Below are 15,037 nucleotides of genomic sequence, written 5' to 3' on the forward strand. Positions count from 1 at the left end.
ACTGCCGCCTTTCAAAGCCTTAAGTGAATGGTCATCGGGCTTATTGCTGGGGAGCAATGGCGGGGTCGCCTAGGCCGAAGAGAGAGGTGTCGTCTTCCGGTGCTTCAGGGTCGGCTCTGAGGCTCCATTCGACGATTTCAGGCTCGATGACCTCGAGGCCGGGCAATGCCGCAGTCGGGTCATTTTCCCATTGTGTTGCCGGCAGGTCTTTCAGCCATTCTGCCTGCCATTTGCCGATCTTTCTTTCCTTGGCCTTGAGAGCCAGCTCCTGCAGATTGTCTGGCGCATTCTCAAGCGGGTCCGCCCATCCATAGCGGACCAACCGGGTGCTGAGATCTATCTTGCCCCTGCTGCAGGTTGCCAGGATTTGCCGGGATCCGAGGTCTTCGATCTTTTCGCAGCTGACCTTGAATTGACGGATCAAACCGCGCAGGAAAGTTCTGGCACGGGCTCCGCAAGGCCAGGTGCCGCCAAGGCGGGAGACACAGGTCTCTTCCGGCTCTAGCGGAATAATGTGAGCCAGCTTGACCGTAATTTGGTTCGCACGCAGCCGGCCACCATCAAGAACCTGCACCCTGACAAGTTCCAGGGGGCCATCCGGGATCGGCTCAACCGGTGGATCCTTGAGTTCCAGATAGCGTTTGGAAGGCGAAATGCGTTTCAAGCCGCCGCTCACTTTTGGCGCGCTGACGCCGTCGGGTGAGACATCCCGGATGTTTCCTGGAAGAGGAGCAGGTGTTGCCGGGGCAGGCGTAGATGTTTGCGCACCAGGTGTGTTGTTTTGGTCGTCTGCCACCAATGCCTTTGCCAGCTGACCATCATGGCCACCGGATTGCCGATCGGCGGACAGGTCGGGCGGATCAGCCAACAACAGCAACGCAAGCAGACCGCCGGCGGCAGTCAGCACGAGAGCAGGTACCAAGACTGGCCTGAGTTTCATTCCGTTGTTACTCGCTTTACTGGCACGGTGAATGATACCGGCAAATGCTATGAATGCCGAGTGCGCAAATTAAAACAGAGGCCTTCAGAGCGGTCAGGTTCGAATTTCGCATATTGCGGTGTTGCGGCTTCTCTCATGGCTCAAGTGTCAGCGTTTATCCTTAAAAAAGTGACGCGGTGCGAACAAGGAACCGTTCATCCGCTTGTTCGACAGAATTCACTTGAGTAGTGTCCTGCCGGCGGAACTAACGGCAGGATTGGAATAACCCGCACTGCTGTCGCGCGAAAAGGCACACGGATGACGCTGATTTTCAAGATCGTTCCTCAATCTCTTTGGCAAACCGCGATCCAGGAGGGATGCTTTAAGGGTGCCCCTGTGGATCTTTCAGACGGTTTCATCCACTTTTCTACTGCAGATCAGGCGCGCGAAACGGCGCAAAAGCATTTTGTGGGTCAGGAGAACCTGCTTCTGGCAGCTTTTGATGCCGGCGTCCTTGGAGATCAGCTGAAGTGGGAACCTTCGCGCGGTGGCGCTTTGTTTCCGCACCTTTATGCAGACCTGGACCCTGCGACTGCGGTTTGGGTCAAGGAACTGCCTCTCGGCAAGGATGGTGACCATGTCTTTCCGGAGATGGACGAATGAGTTTGCCTTGGCTGGACAAAGCAGCACTTAAGGTCCTTCACGCTCTGGATGCAGAGACAGCGCACCGGATGACGATACTTGCGCTGAAGTCAGGCGTTCTGCCCGGTCAAAGACTTCGTTCCGATCCGCGCCTTGCGGTGAAACTGTGGGACTTGACCTTCCCTAACCCGCTCGGCATGGCAGCAGGTTTCGACAAGAATGGTGAGGTGCCGGATGCGCTCCTGAAGCTTGGGTTCGGTCATGCCGAAGTCGGGTCCGTAACTCCAAGGCCCCAGCCTGGTAATTCGCGTCCGCGCGTCTTTCGATTGCCTGCCGATCAGGGTGTTATCAATCGCTACGGATTTAACAATGAGGGCCACGAGGCTCTGCGCAAACGCCTTGATGCCAGAGGGAACCTTACCGGTATTGTCGGTATCAATGTTGGGGCGAACAAGGATGCTGAGGACCGGATCGCCGATTATGTCAGCGGCATTTATGCCTTTGCCGACATTGCGACTTATTTCACCGTCAACATTTCATCGCCGAATACGCCCGGCCTTCGCGACCTGCAGGCGCGTTCGGTCCTGGCAGAGCTCCTGACCGGTGTGATTTCTGCGCGTGACGAGTGCACGCAGAAAATTGGCCGTCACGTGCCCGTGCTTCTCAAGATTGCACCCGATGTTGCTGATGAAGATCTCTCCGACATTGTCGAGGAAGTACTGTCGAAAGGCGTTGATGGGCTGATCGTTTCAAACACAACAATAAGCCGCGATGGCCTGAGCGGATTTGGGCCTGCAGAGGAAGCCGGAGGTCTCTCAGGCCGTCCACTCTTCCGTAAATCGACGATCATGCTTGCAAGAGCGCGCAAACTCGCCGGACCAGAGCTGCCAATCATCGGCGTGGGCGGAATTGACAGTGCTGAAACCGCGTGGACCAAGATCACTGCAGGAGCTGACCTCTTGCAGTTCTATTCCTCGCTTGTTTTCAAGGGACCTGCATTGGTTGGCGACATTCTGGACGGGCTATCAGACAAGCTCGAAGAGCAGGGTCTTTCCTCCTTGCGGGAGGCAAGAGATGCCAACATGGAAGCATGGGCAAGCGAAGAAGCGTGACATCAGCCTTCATTGAAGGTTTCAGCCGCGCGTCTTTGGCAGACGGCAAGCAGCGTGAAGCCACGTACGCTGAAGAAAAGCAAAAGGGCCAGCCATAGGCCGTGGTTGCCCAGATACGGGAACAAGGCGTAATAGGCAGTAAGATAGAGCCCCAGCGACAGCAACATCATGTTGCGCATGGTGGCGGACCAGGTCGCACCAATAAAAACTCCGTCCATCTGAAATGCCAGCACGCCGAAAAGGGGGGTGATCACCGCCCATACCAGGAAGGTTGCGGCCGTCTGCCTGACCTCGGGCGATGTGGTCATGAAATCGATCATGAGGGGACCGATTGTCCAAAAGAGCAGCGCAAGAAGCCCAGCCAGTGCATAGCTCCAGAGCGCCGTCAGTTTCAGTGTCCGGTCGAAGGCAGGTCTGTATTTCGCACCAACGGCGCGCCCGGCCAGTTGTTCCGCAGCTGTTGCCAGGCCATCCAGAAAAAACGCGGCGACCATGACGAACTTTTCTAGCAACGCATTGGCAGCCAGTACAATGTCGCCCTGATCGGCCGAACGCGCCATGAAAAAGGCAAACGCATAAAGCAGCGTGAATGAGCGGATCATGATATCGCGGTTGATAGCCATCATGTGCGAGAGCAGGCGGCGATCGAAAACGATGGCAGCACCCGGCCAGCTTCCGTTCCTTGTTGCTGCAAGAATCAGAACAAGTCCAAAAATCGTTGCCGATATTTCGCTCAATACGGTGGCAAACGCCACGCCCTCCACACTCCATCCGAGCCCGACCACGAACCACAGGCTGAGAATGATGTTGAGACCGTTCAGAACCAGTTGCAGCAGCAGTCCGGTTCCGGCGCGACCAAGTCCGATGAACCAGCCCAACATCGCATAATTGGCCAGAAGAAAAGGCGCACTGTAGACACGTACGTCGAAATAGCGTCTGGTCGCAGATTGCACATCCGGGCTGCCGCCCATGAACCAGAGCCCGAATTCTTTAAGGGGCAGTTGGGCGATGATCACCGCCAGGCCACTCAGAAGAGCAATGACAATGGCCCTGAGCAACGTAGCCCGGACTTCTCGCTCGTTCCCGGCGCCAAATGCCTGTGCCGTCAGGCCGGTCGTGCCGGAGCGCAGGAAATTGAAAGTCGTGAAGACCAGGTCGAAAATGATCCCCCCGATCGCAATGCCGCCCAGAAGCGCCGCGTCACCGAGGCGCCCGATAACCGCCATATCCACCAGCCCCAGGAGCGGCGTCGACAAATAAGCAAGTGTCATCGGCACAGCGATCGCCAGCACCGATCGATGCGTTACAGAAAATGCAAATTTGGGCGGCTCGGGCGCGGCACTTGGATGTGACATGGAGATCTCTGATTGGACTGACGCCTTCTTTGTCCCGCTTGACCGGTTTCGTCAATCCACGAGCCTGCATACCCGTTATTCCAGGGCGTTGTAATGAATGAGAACCCTTTCACGCAGGGGTGTAACGCCTGAACGTCTGGCCTATATTGCGACCCATGCCGCTGCCGATTGTTCATCATCCTGCCTATTGCGCTGATCTGCCTGCAAATCATCGTTTCCCGATGGACAAGTTTCGGGCCGTGGCCGACTTGATCCGGCACGAAGGATTATTGGAGCAGGGTGACTTCTACCGGCCACGGCCGGCTCCGTTCGAGTGGGTCGCTCTCGCTCACGATCCAGCTTATGTGGATCAGGTCTTCAATGGAAAGGTGCCGGACAGGATTGCACGGGAAATAGGGTTCCCGATGCGGGAAGACATTGCGCTGCGCGCGCGCTGTGCAACAGGGGGAACCGTACTGACATGTTATCTGGCTCTCGAACATGGTATCGCGTGCAATACCGCCGGAGGCAGCCACCATGCACGCCGCGCGCACGGTGCCGGTTTTTGTGTTTTCAATGATGTGGCTGTTGCACTCAAGGTGATGCAGGCCGATGGCGCTATCGGTAAGGCATTGATCGTTGATCTGGACGTTCATCAGGGCGACGGAACCGCGGACATCTTTCAAGGTGATCCGGATATTTTTACCTTCTCCATGCATTCCGAGAAAAACTACCCTGTTCGAAAGGTGCCTTCTCATCTCGATATCGCACTGGCCGATCTGACCCATGACGACGCCTATCTGATGAGGCTCGCCGAACTGTTGCCCGATTTGTTGGAGCGCGAGGCCTGGGATCTGGTTGTCTACAACGCAGGTGTCGACCCTTATGAACATGATCGTCTGGGCCGGCTCGCACTGACAAGGGGAGGATTGAGACGGCGTGACAGATTGGTGATTGAAAGCACACGCTCTTTCGGAATCCCGATCGCAGGTGTGCTCGGCGGCGGTTATTCAACAGACATCGATGAACTTGCGGATAGGCATGTCACCCTGCATCGCACCGCGAGCGCGGTTAGTTCCTTGTCCGGCCCATTGAGAGAAGGCGGGATACCAACCAGATCGGAACGACCACAATTGCGCCGATGACAAGGTAATTTCCCAGCCTGCCAATCGCGTTGAAGCCCATATCCCAGAGACGCTCAAAAAAGTTGAGAACCATGTAGACCAGGTCGATCGGGTCCAGGTTGAGTGCGGACAAGACGATCCCAACCACGAAGGAAAGGAAGACAAGCCGCAACAGCACCTGAGCGGGAGAGCCTCCGAGAAAACGGCTCAAGCCGGTGTCTGACATGCGATTCTCCTGATCCTGCGTTAACGTCTGAATTGTTCCGAAAGTTAGGAACAATCGTTTCGGATTACAATGGCAGGGCATCGGATGGGGTCAAAACCCCGAATAATTGTATGTGGTGGCGTAAATGGTAAAATCCTTTACGCGTCAGGCCAATTACTTACTTGGCATAATGGGTAATGATGATTCTAGGTTGGATAAATCGGTAGCAGAGCGAAATCCCACAATCGCGGCACGCTGACCAACCTCTACCTGTGGTGAAAGATATTCGCCGGCCCGGCGCGGAAAAACGGGTTTGGCAAACAAAACGATCACACTGCGGGATGGGCCGAAAAAATATCGAAGGCGGATCGGTCTCTATGCACGTCGTAGTCCGAAACCGTTTTTGGAGACAGGTAGCTAAGCGGGAGTTTTTGGTACCTGGCGGCAAAAAGAATGTTCTTAGGCACGGTGGCTCACTTGCCCGAAAGTACCACCGTGCCACAATTCTTCCATTTCTTATCAGTCAGCTGTAATCGCTTCCCGCAGGCGTGGCTGGGATGCGGACGCACCTTTGTTTTTCAGCGCAGGCCGTGAGAATTGTTTGACGCGCTCGTCAGAAGCCGGATCTCCACTGATCGAAAGCGGCTTCTCCGGAGCTTCCCGAACCTTGCGGGGAGATACTCCGAACCACGCCTTCACGGCGCGGGAGAACGTGCTGAGTTCTGAAAAGCCCAACAGGTAGGCAATTTCCTTCATGGGCAGATCCGTGCTGCGGAGGTATCTTTCTGCTGCCGATCTGCGGATTTCCTCGCTAAGCTTGCGAAAACTCGTGCCTTCCTTTTCCAGAAGGCGCTGCACGGCACGTTGCGACATGCCGAGTTTTGCCGCCACATGCGGCAAGGTACAGGAGCCGTCGGCCAGGTTGGATGCGACTTCATTCGCAATTCTGGACAGCGGCGCTTCCAGCTCACCGAAACGGTCCAGTTCGCCCAAGGCCGATTTCAAGATGATATCGTAAAGATGCGCATCGTTGCGGCGAAGCGGGCGTGATAACAGAGCCTTTGGCAGAGCGATCCTGTTATGGGGCGAATTGAATCGGATACGCCCCTGGTACTTTTTCTGAAAAGCGGATCTGTTTTTGGGTTCCGAAGTCGCCAATTCGATCATGATCGGTGGCGTTTTCATATCGAGAGCATGTTCCAGCTGCTGCGTCGCCCAACCCATCCGCGCGAACATGTTCTGCCGCCATTCACCGCGTCCTTCCAGGATTGGCCACTGAACGTAGCCGCCGGTCTCATCTTCTTCAAAGGTCATCCGGTATGCATTGGTGCGGATCGAAATAAACTTCACCCAGGCCTGACATGCATCACGCAGAGTAGGCGCACAGGCAAAGAGATAGTCGAAAATGGAAAAACAGCCGATGTCGACATTGTTGAACAGGTCGAACATGACGGCATCGTTGCCAAGTTTTTCGGCAATATATTCAAAGACCCCGTGCCACGCGGTTATAGGAACCACGCCTTGAGGGTCTTCCAGGCTCGCAAGGTCAAAGTTGTAACGTTGCGCCAGATAGGGCCAGTCCAAATCTTCGTTTGAACAAATATCACGCAGTACGCGGAAAACGTCCGCGCGCGCCCATTCGCCATCAAGCGACATTCCCAACTCCAGCCGACGTGCACAGCTCTTTTACGAAATGTGCATGACAAGTCGTGAAGGATCAAGTTTTGACGTGATTTGCTAACATATATCACGTGCGATTTAGGTAAAAATGACAATACCGCCTCAGAAAAGAGGCGGTATCTGCGTGAAGTTTAAGCGGCGTCCTTGTCCATTTGAGGCGCTTTCGGCGGGAATCTCCCGTAAAAGCTTTGGTTGTCCTTGGCCATGTCGCGGAGCAATTTGTTGGGTTTGAAACGCGGGCCCCATTTGCGGGTGAATTTTTTGCAAAGCTCCACGAATGCGGGCGTGCCCATCATGTCGATATAAGACAGGGTGCCGCCGGAATAGGGTGCGAACCCGAAGCCAAGGATCGAGCCGACGTCAGCTTCGCGTACATCGGTCAGGCATTTTTCCTCGAATATCCGTGCAGTTTCCAGAGCCTGCATCACCAAGAGGCGCTGCTTCAGTTCTTCAATGTTGAAGCTTTCCGCCGGCTTCGGCTGGCCGGTAACCTCCGGAATGCCTGGCCACAGGCTCTTCTCCTTGCCTTTGTAATCATAGAAGCCCTTGGCGTTCTTGCGTCCGAAGCGTTCGCGCTTGACCACCATTTCTTCCAGAATGTTGTCCAGAGGTCCTTCGACGTATTTGACGCCAAGGTCCTTGCGTGTCGCCGAAACGATCTTCCAGGCGAGATCCAGTGCGACCTCGTCGCCAAGCGAGAGCGGGCCAACAGGCATGCCGGCCATCTTGCCCGCATTTTCGATCATCGCCGCCGGAACACCGTCGGCAAGCATCATCAGGCCTTCGCGGATATAGGTCATGACAACGCGGGAGGTATAGAAACCACGGCTGTCATTGACCACAATGGGTGTCTTCTTGATTGCCTTGATGTAATCGAGCGCCAGTGCGAGGGCCCGGTCCGATGTGCGTTTTCCAAGGATCACTTCAACCAGCATCATCTTGTCGACGGGAGAAAAGAAATGGATGCCGATGAAGTTTTTCGGTCGCTTGGAGGCCTGGGCGAGAGACGTGATCGGCAGTGTTGACGTATTGGATGCAAAAATTGCGCGAGATTTCATGACCGCTTCGGCCTTTTCCGTCACGGTCTTTTTAATATCCCGGTCCTCGAACACCGCTTCAATGACGAGGTCGCAGTCGGCGAGGGCGTCGTAGTCGGTGGTCGCTGCGATCTTGGCCAGCAGCTTTTCTTTTTGGTCTTCACTGGCCCGGCCACGCTTGATCGCCTTGCTCATAAGCTGTTCGGTATGGGCCTTGCCCTTGTCCGCGGCTTCCTGATCCCGATCGATCAACACGACATCAATTCCGGCCTGAGCCGATACATAAGCGATGCCGGCGCCCATGAACCCGGCTCCAAGAATACCGACCTTCTTGATCTTGTTCGGGCGCTGGTCCAGCGGGCGGCGTGCCAGCTTGTTGAGTTCCTGCATCGACACGAAGAGCGACCGTGTCATGTTGGCGGCTTCAGGCGTTTGCAGCACCTTGGCGAAATACCGGCTTTCCACCTGCAAAGCGAGGTCCATCGGTAGCTGAAGTCCTTCAACGACGGAGTGCAGCAGATAGCGCGCGCCGGGATAATTGTCGTGGGTCTCGCGCCGGTAAATTGCATTGGCCGCAGGCCAGAACTGAAAACCTGCGGGAGAGTAGATCTTGCCGTTGGGCAGCTTGTAGCCCTTCTTGTCCCAATCCTTGACCGGATCAATTCCAGCTTTCAGCATCTTTTTGGCAGCGGCGACCAGTTTCCTGGTGCCGGTCACATCATCGACCAGTTTCATTTGCTTGGCCTGTGGAGCGCGCAATGTACGTCCCTGCAACAGGAATTGCATGCCTTGTTGGCCATCTGTCATCCGCATGACGCGCTGCGTGCCGCCAGCGCCAGGGAACAAGCCGACCTTTACTTCCGGCAAACCCATTTTCAGGCTCTCATCGACGACCCTTGCGTGACAAGCAAGGGCAAGCTCCGTTCCACCACCCATGCAGGTGCCGGCAACAGCGGCCACGAACGGCTTGCCGCAGGTCTCCAGTTTCCGATAGGCCAGAGACAGTTTGCGTGAGCCTTCAAACAAGGCCCTGGCTGCCGCTTCCGGATCGCTTCCGCGTTTGATGTGGAAATCCCTCAACAGGCCCTCCAGCATCGTCAGATCCGCACCTCCCGAAAAGGCCGTCTTGCCGGATGCAATGACCGCTCCCTTGATGGCGTCGGTACCGGCAACTTCGTCGATCAGGGCATCCAGCTCGTTCATGACCGATAGATCAATGACGTTCATCGATTTTTCCGGCATGTCCCAGGTGATCAGCGCAAAGCCGTCGGTATCGGTCTCAATGGTGAAATTCTTGTAGTTCATCTGACAATCCTCCTCGGTCTCAAGCGCCGTTGGTCAAGTGGGCGCGCTGTTGCGCTGCCGACTTCGTGCCTTCCACGACCACGTCGCCCGTGTGTTTGGTTTCTGCGGGTTCAAAAAGCATCACCCAGCATTCGTTCTCAGCCAGCGGGTTGTGTTCAACGCCTTTGGGAACCACATGCAGGTCACCGGCGGACAACACCACATCTTCGCGATCGCGGTACTGAATGGTCAGACTGCCCTTGACGATGAAAAACAGTTCGTCTTCGTCGGCATGATCGTGCCAGACGAACTCACCTTTCAACTTGGCGAGCTTGACGCTCTGATTGTTGACATCGGCAACAACCCGCGGCGACCAGTAATCGGTAATCCGGCCGAACTCCCTGTCGAGATTGCTGATCATCGCTCAGACCCGCTCGATGATGGTAGCCGTGCCCATACCCGCGCCGATGCAAAGCGTAACAAGGGCCGTGTTGAGGTCTCTGCGCTCCAGTTCATCAAGTACGGTTCCAAGGATCATGGCCCCGGTTGCGCCAAGAGGGTGTCCCATGGCGATGGCACCGCCATTTACGTTGACGACGTCTGGATCGAGATCGAATGCCTGCTGATACCGCAGGACAACGGAAGCAAATGCCTCGTTGATCTCAACAAGGTCGATGTCCTTCATATCCATCTTGGCGTTTTTCAGAAGTTTTTCGGTAACATCCACCGGCCCGGTCAGCATCAAGGCAGGCTCGGAACCGATATTGGCGAATGCCTTGATGCGGGCACGCGGTTTAAGTCCGGAGGAGCGGCCCGCCGTGCTGGATCCGATCAGGATAGCGGCAGCGCCGTCGACAATGCCGGACGAGTTGCCGGCGTGGTGCACATGTTTGACGTTTTCGATTTCCGGATGCGCCTGGATGCCGACCGCATCAAAACCACCCATTGCGCCCATCAGTTCGAAGGATGCATTGAGCGCGGCGAGCGACTGCATATCCGTTTCTGGCCGCATGTGCTCGTCCCGATCGAGAATGGTGATGCCATTGATGTCTTTTACCGGTACTACCGATTTGGAGAAGCGTCCTTCGTCCCAGGATCTCCCGGCACGCTTCTGGCTTTCCACGGCATAGGCATCGCAATCGTCACGAGAAAAGCCATATTTGGTGGCGATCAAATCGGCAGAAACACCTTGCGGCATGAAATAGGAGGGAATGGCGACTTGCGGTTCGATCGGCCATGCGCCTCCAGACGCGCCTATGCCAACGCGGCTCATGCTCTCCACGCCGCCGGCGACCACCAGTTTGTGTTGACCAGCCATGACCTGGGCGGACGCCATGTTGACTGCGTCCAGCCCGGAGGCACAAAAGCGGTTGATCTGCATACCAGGAACCGACGTCGCATAACCGGCGGCGAAGACGGCGGCACGGGCGACGTCGCCGCCCGCTTCTCCGACCGGGTCTACGCAGCCGAGCACGACATCATCGACTTTGGACGTGTCCAATGAATTGCGATCGCGAATGGCTTCCAAAGCCGTTGCTGCAAGACGCACGGACGGTACTTCGTGCAAGGCGCCGTCCTTTTTTCCGCGGCCGCGCGGCGTACGCACGTGGTCGAAAATATAGGCTTCGGGCATCAGATCCTCCTCAAGATCAGACGATCCTCACTTGGCGTCCGGCAGGGGATGGCCGGGCATGAGGTCATAGGGATGTTTCCAACCGGGCAGGGCCTTGATCCGTTCCAGCCAGGCGATGACGTGGGGGTAGGGTGCGAAATCAATGCCGGTCTCGTGCCTGACGTAAAGATATCCGCAGAGAGAGAAGTCGGCTGTCGTTGGCTTCGACCCGATAGCGAAAGCGTTGTGTTCGAAGTGCTTGTTCATGATGGCAAGAGCAGACTTTGCCCGTCCGTCTAGCCAGCCGGTAACTTCGGTTTCGCCGGTTTTGATCAACGCGCGCAGGAAACGCAGCGGTCCGATCATGCCGGAAACCTTCTGGTTGTCGAAAATGGTCCAGCGCAGAACTTCGCGGCGTTCTTCTGCCGAGTCGCCGCCGAATTTTCCGAACTTTTCGGTCAGGTAATCCAGAATGACGCCGGATTGGGTCAGTACATTCGATCCGTCGACGAGAACCGGAACTTCACCCATTTCATTCAATGTGGTGCGAAACTCTTCCGTACGGGTCTCTCCATTAAAGAAGTCCACCCACTTGGGTTCCCAGTCGGCACCGCACAATTCCAGCATCAGGGCCACTTTGTAAGAGTGACCCGATTGTGCCATGCAGTGAAGAACGAATTCAGCCATAACTTGATTATCTCCCTGGCAAATCAGTTGAGGGGCGAGACTAGCGCGCCGCGTCGCGATTTGCGCGGGTGAATTACCGGCCCTCACAAAGAGGGCCGAATGAGATCAGAACGCCTCTGCGGCAACCGACATCATTGTGTCGGAGCCAGTTGAGATTCTGTCAAGATGTGCCGTCGTTTCCGGCATTGTCCGTTCCATGAAGAAAGTTCCGAAGGCAAGCTTGTTTTCAAGCCAACCGGCCTTGTCGCCTGCGCCGTTGGACAACTGCTCTTTCGACGTTTTGGCAATCTGGGCCCACATATAGCCAAGCGCTACCAAACCGAAGAGGTGCATATAGTCGACCGAACCGGCACCGGCATTGTCCGGATTTTTGGTGGCGTTGTTCATGAACCACATCGTGGCCGCCTGAAGATCGTCGACGCCTTTCTTCAATGGTGCGGTAAAGCCTGCAAGGTCTTCATTGTCTTTGTTTTCCTTCAGGAACGTGTTGACTTCGTTGAAAAAGCTCATGATTGCACGGCCACCATTCGCCGGCAGTTTCCGGCCGACGAGATCAAGTGCCTGAATTCCGTTTGCGCCTTCATAGATCATGGCAATGCGGGCATCGCGGACGAACTGCTCCATTCCCCACTCGCCTATATACCCATGCCCGCCATACATCTGTTGGGCGTTGACCGCATTGGCAAATCCGGTGTCGGTAAGCACGCCTTTCAGGACCGGGGTCATCAGGCCCATCATGTCGTCTGAAAACTGCTTCGATGCGTCGTCGTCCGAGCGATGTGAAACATCACCGTGAAGAGCTGTCCAGATGACGAGAGCCCTTGCAGCTTCGTTGAACGAGCGGATCGACATCAGCGTCCGGCGCACATCCGGGTGTACGATAATGGGATCTGCCGCCTTGTCAGGGGCCTTGGGGCCGGTCAGTGCACGTCCCTGCAAACGGTCGGTGGCGTAGGTGGCCGCATTTTGATAGGCGACTTCCGACTGGGAAAGACCTTGAACCGCCACGCCGAGGCGCGCCTCGTTCATCATGGTGAACATGGCCCGCAGGCCCTTGTTCTCCTCGCCGACCAGCCAGCCGGTCGCATCGTCGTAGTTCATTACGCAGGTTGCGTTGCCGTGAATACCCATCTTGTGCTCGATGGATCCGCAGGAAACGCCGTTGTTGTCGCCCACCGATCCGTCTTCGCCAACATGATTGCGCGGCACGACAAACAGCGAAATTCCTTTAGTACCATCCGGTGCGCCTTCAATCCGTGCAAGCACAAGGTGAACGATGTTTTCAGCCATGTCGTGTTCGCCGGCCGAGATGAATATCTTGGTGCCGGAGATCTTGTATGAGCCATCTTCTTGGGGAACCGCCTTGGTACGGATCAGGCCAAGATCCGTGCCGCAATGAGGTTCAGTCAGGTTCATGGTGCCGGTCCAGATTCCCGCGATCATGTTCGGCAGATATGTCTGTTTCTGTTCGTCGCTACCGTGGAACGTCAATGCAGCGACGGCCCCGGCCGTCAGTCCGGGATACATGGAAAAGGCCATGTTTGCGGATGATGCGAATTCATTGAAAATGGTGGCAAGCGTGTGGGGCAAGCCCTGGCCGCCATAGTCCGGATCAGCTGCAAGAGTGCCCCAGCCGTTTTCGCAGAATGCGCGGTAAGCGTCCCCAAAACCCTTTGGCGTTGTCACTGTTCCATCTTCATTGCGTGTGCAGCCTTCCTGGTCACCGCTCTGATTGAGGGGTTGAAGCACTTCTTCGGCAAATTTGCCGCCCTCGCGCAGGATCGCTTCAACCAGATCCAAAGGAGCGTCACTGAAGCCTGGAAGGTTGGAATAGCGTTCGTACCCGAATACGTCTTTTAAGAGGAAGAGTGTGTCATCGACGGGTGCTGTATAACTCGGCATGGAAATCCTCCCAGATTCGCCGGAATGCAGTGTGAGCTTACGTTTCCGTAAACGTCATCTTAAGACTTATATACGCGTCTTGATTCCGTCCGGCAAGTGGTGTCCCAAGGGAAGCCATGACAAAAAAATACGCCCAAAACATGCTAATTGGAATGATTTTGAGGGTTCGTCAGCACAGATCTGTGTTTCGATGACTTATTTTTGAGGTCTTCGCGACTGCCTTTCACCAGCAGGTCATAAACCGGGAAGAAGGCGTACCGGCATAATCAAGGATCAAAGGAGCAGATTGTCGTATGCCCAAGATTGAATGGATCACGCTGACATGCCGGGCCCCTGAAGCACAACGACGCTTTTATTGTGATGTCCTTGGAATGAAGGATTGGGGGGATGGCTCTGTCGGCTATGGCGGTGAAGAGGCAAGGCTCAAATTCGAGCAGGCAACCGTGTCCTATTGCGGATCTGCCGACGATCTTTATTGGAAAATTGCCTTGGCCGTGCCGAATCTTGACCTGGCCTGTCAGCAGCTCGCCGGAAAAGGCGTGAAAGTCAGTGCGCCCGAACAATTCCGCGATATTGGCTATCTGGCCCATTTCGAGGATCCGGAGGGGTTTGCGGTCGAGCTGATTGCGCATTGTTTTAAGGGTGAGCGAAGCCCTAAAGATACAAAACCAGGCAAACTGGGTGGCGGTCCAGCCTTGAACCTTTTGACACTGCGTTGCCGGGAAACAGCGACAATGTTCGAAAGCTGTGACGCCCTGGGCATGAAGCTGCTGGCAATCATGCCGGTAGAAGCTTTTGGTTTCACGCTCTATTTCTTTGCTTTCACCGAAGAAGACCCACCATCATCTGACCCCTTGGCAATTCAGAACCGCAGTTGGCTTTACCAAAGGCCCTATACAGTCCTGGAATTCCAGCACCGTCCTTCACTTGAAACGACAAGACTTCCAGGTGCCGGACAAGCCGGCTATCGGGAATCAGTTGTGACTGGCTTGAACAAGGGCCCTGTGGCTAACGAGTTTCGCATTCGCAAGTCTTAGGTTCTGTTTCGATTCCAACTGATTTGGTGATAACTCTTCTTCGGAAAGATTATTTGTGTCGCGCCGAAGGGAGGCCGCTTTGTCACAAGTCGTGCTGACAGTCTTGTATCCTTGGCCGTCTGATGCCGAAAAATTCAATGCCGACTATGAAGCCCATTTGGAATTGCTGAATGAAAAAGCCGGAATTCCGTCAGGCCGGAAACCCTACTCTGTGGTGAGGTTCCTTGCGGGCCCTGACGGCAATCCGCCCTTTTACCAAAGCTTTTCAATGGAATTTTCATCAGCTCAAGCACTGCAAGAAGCCATGTCTACCGCCGGCATGCAGGAAGTCGCAGCCGACGCTGAACGCATCTCGACAGGTGGAAAGCCAACAATTCTAATTGGCGAACCAAAACACTAGAAGCTCTTGCGCAAAGAGACGCAAAAGCAGACGGGACGCTTCCATCGGAGCAGAATAGAGAA

Annotated in this window: 14 protein-coding genes; 5 read left to right on the forward strand and 9 right to left on the reverse strand. The window is 55.4% G+C overall.

Annotated elements, in window-relative coordinates:
- Nucleotides 1-40: 40 nt before the first annotated feature.
- Nucleotides 41-940 carry a thermonuclease family protein gene (locus Q0835_RS05610; protein ID WP_298959190.1) on the reverse strand — a complete coding sequence of 300 codons (900 nt, stop codon included), beginning with the start codon at nucleotides 938-940 and terminating at the stop codon, nucleotides 41-43.
- A gap of 297 nt (nucleotides 941-1,237) precedes the next feature.
- Here Q0835_RS05610 and Q0835_RS05615 point away from each other — a divergent pair, with 297 nt between their 5' ends.
- Both Q0835_RS05615 and Q0835_RS05620 read left to right on the forward strand, forming a co-directional pair.
- Nucleotides 1,238-1,582 (forward strand): DUF952 domain-containing protein, encoded by a 345-nt coding sequence (locus Q0835_RS05615; protein WP_298959193.1) that lies wholly within the window; start codon nucleotides 1,238-1,240, stop codon nucleotides 1,580-1,582.
- A complete protein-coding gene (locus Q0835_RS05620; protein ID WP_298813491.1) occupies nucleotides 1,579-2,673 on the forward strand; it encodes a quinone-dependent dihydroorotate dehydrogenase in 1,095 nt (364 codons plus the stop codon). The genes Q0835_RS05615 and Q0835_RS05620 overlap by 4 nt, the downstream gene beginning before the upstream one ends.
- Before the next feature lie 2 nt (nucleotides 2,674-2,675).
- On the opposite strand, the gene Q0835_RS05625 is transcribed toward Q0835_RS05620, so the two are convergent.
- Nucleotides 2,676-4,028 carry an MATE family efflux transporter gene (locus tag Q0835_RS05625; protein ID WP_298959196.1) on the reverse strand — a complete coding sequence of 451 codons (1,353 nt, stop codon included), beginning with the start codon at nucleotides 4,026-4,028 and terminating at the stop codon, nucleotides 2,676-2,678.
- Between the two features lie 155 nt (nucleotides 4,029-4,183).
- On the opposite strand from Q0835_RS05625, the gene Q0835_RS05630 reads away from it, so the two are divergent.
- Nucleotides 4,184-5,152, forward strand: a complete 969-nt coding sequence (locus Q0835_RS05630) for a histone deacetylase (RefSeq protein ID WP_298959199.1) — start codon at nucleotides 4,184-4,186, stop codon at nucleotides 5,150-5,152.
- Here Q0835_RS05630 and Q0835_RS05635 read toward each other — a convergent pair.
- The 7 genes from Q0835_RS05635 to Q0835_RS05665 all read right to left on the reverse strand — a co-directional run bounded on the left by Q0835_RS05635 (nucleotide 5,079) and on the right by Q0835_RS05665 (nucleotide 13,538).
- Nucleotides 5,079-5,357, reverse strand: a complete 279-nt coding sequence (locus Q0835_RS05635; RefSeq protein WP_152502913.1) for a DUF6460 domain-containing protein — start codon at nucleotides 5,355-5,357, stop codon at nucleotides 5,079-5,081. The two genes, Q0835_RS05630 and Q0835_RS05635, sit on opposite strands and share 74 nt — an antisense overlap.
- 498 nt (nucleotides 5,358-5,855) lie before the next feature.
- A complete protein-coding gene (locus Q0835_RS05640; RefSeq protein ID WP_298813481.1) occupies nucleotides 5,856-6,992 on the reverse strand; it encodes an AraC family transcriptional regulator in 1,137 nt (378 codons plus the stop codon).
- 155 nt (nucleotides 6,993-7,147) lie between these two features.
- Entirely contained in the window at nucleotides 7,148-9,358 is a 2,211-nt protein-coding gene (locus Q0835_RS05645; protein ID WP_298959202.1) for a 3-hydroxyacyl-CoA dehydrogenase NAD-binding domain-containing protein, read from the reverse strand.
- 19 nt (nucleotides 9,359-9,377) lie between these two features.
- Nucleotides 9,378-9,758 (reverse strand): cupin domain-containing protein, encoded by a 381-nt coding sequence (locus tag Q0835_RS05650; protein ID WP_298959205.1) that lies wholly within the window; start codon nucleotides 9,756-9,758, stop codon nucleotides 9,378-9,380.
- A gap of 3 nt (nucleotides 9,759-9,761) precedes the next feature.
- Nucleotides 9,762-10,970 carry an acetyl-CoA C-acetyltransferase gene (locus Q0835_RS05655; RefSeq protein WP_298813475.1) on the reverse strand — a complete coding sequence of 403 codons (1,209 nt, stop codon included), beginning with the start codon at nucleotides 10,968-10,970 and terminating at the stop codon, nucleotides 9,762-9,764.
- A 27-nt stretch (nucleotides 10,971-10,997) separates the two neighbouring features.
- Entirely contained in the window at nucleotides 10,998-11,636 is a 639-nt protein-coding gene (locus tag Q0835_RS05660; protein WP_298959208.1) for a glutathione S-transferase, read from the reverse strand.
- Nucleotides 11,637-11,741: 105 nt separating this feature from the next.
- Complete coding sequence (locus tag Q0835_RS05665; protein WP_298959211.1) at nucleotides 11,742-13,538, reverse strand: acyl-CoA dehydrogenase C-terminal domain-containing protein; 1,797 nt, start codon at nucleotides 13,536-13,538, stop codon at nucleotides 11,742-11,744.
- 293 nt (nucleotides 13,539-13,831) lie between these two features.
- Here Q0835_RS05665 and Q0835_RS05670 point away from each other — a divergent pair, with 293 nt between their 5' ends.
- Nucleotides 13,832-14,575, forward strand: coding sequence for a VOC family protein (locus Q0835_RS05670; protein ID WP_298959214.1), 744 nt, complete (start codon nucleotides 13,832-13,834; stop codon nucleotides 14,573-14,575).
- Nucleotides 14,576-14,654: 79 nt separating this feature from the next.
- Complete coding sequence (locus tag Q0835_RS05675; RefSeq protein WP_298959217.1) at nucleotides 14,655-14,975, forward strand: EthD family reductase; 321 nt, start codon at nucleotides 14,655-14,657, stop codon at nucleotides 14,973-14,975.
- Nucleotides 14,976-15,037 lie beyond the last annotated feature (62 nt).

The organism is uncultured Roseibium sp., from assembly GCF_947499295.1.
In the GTDB taxonomy this organism is placed as follows: Bacteria; Pseudomonadota; Alphaproteobacteria; order Rhizobiales; family Stappiaceae; genus Roseibium.

Excerpts from the sequence above, each read along its gene's own strand:
- Q0835_RS05610 (WP_298959190.1), bottom strand. The coding sequence starts at position 940 with ATGAAACTCAGGCCAGTCTTGGTACCTGCTCTCGTGCTGACTGCCGCC.
- Q0835_RS05615 (WP_298959193.1), top strand. The coding sequence starts at position 1,238 with ATGACGCTGATTTTCAAGATCGTTCCTCAATCTCTTTGGCAAACCGCG.
- Q0835_RS05620 (WP_298813491.1), top strand. The coding sequence starts at position 1,579 with ATGAGTTTGCCTTGGCTGGACAAAGCAGCACTTAAGGTCCTTCACGCT.
- Q0835_RS05625 (WP_298959196.1), bottom strand. The coding sequence starts at position 4,028 with ATGTCACATCCAAGTGCCGCGCCCGAGCCGCCCAAATTTGCATTTTCT.
- Q0835_RS05630 (WP_298959199.1), top strand. The coding sequence starts at position 4,184 with ATGCCGCTGCCGATTGTTCATCATCCTGCCTATTGCGCTGATCTGCCT.
- Q0835_RS05635 (WP_152502913.1), bottom strand. The coding sequence starts at position 5,357 with ATGTCAGACACCGGCTTGAGCCGTTTTCTCGGAGGCTCTCCCGCTCAG.
- Q0835_RS05640 (WP_298813481.1), bottom strand. The coding sequence starts at position 6,992 with ATGTCGCTTGATGGCGAATGGGCGCGCGCGGACGTTTTCCGCGTACTG.
- Q0835_RS05645 (WP_298959202.1), bottom strand. The coding sequence starts at position 9,358 with ATGAACTACAAGAATTTCACCATTGAGACCGATACCGACGGCTTTGCG.
- Q0835_RS05650 (WP_298959205.1), bottom strand. The coding sequence starts at position 9,758 with ATGATCAGCAATCTCGACAGGGAGTTCGGCCGGATTACCGATTACTGG.
- Q0835_RS05655 (WP_298813475.1), bottom strand. The coding sequence starts at position 10,970 with ATGCCCGAAGCCTATATTTTCGACCACGTGCGTACGCCGCGCGGCCGC.
- Q0835_RS05660 (WP_298959208.1), bottom strand. The coding sequence starts at position 11,636 with ATGGCTGAATTCGTTCTTCACTGCATGGCACAATCGGGTCACTCTTAC.
- Q0835_RS05665 (WP_298959211.1), bottom strand. The coding sequence starts at position 13,538 with ATGCCGAGTTATACAGCACCCGTCGATGACACACTCTTCCTCTTAAAA.
- Q0835_RS05670 (WP_298959214.1), top strand. The coding sequence starts at position 13,832 with ATGCCCAAGATTGAATGGATCACGCTGACATGCCGGGCCCCTGAAGCA.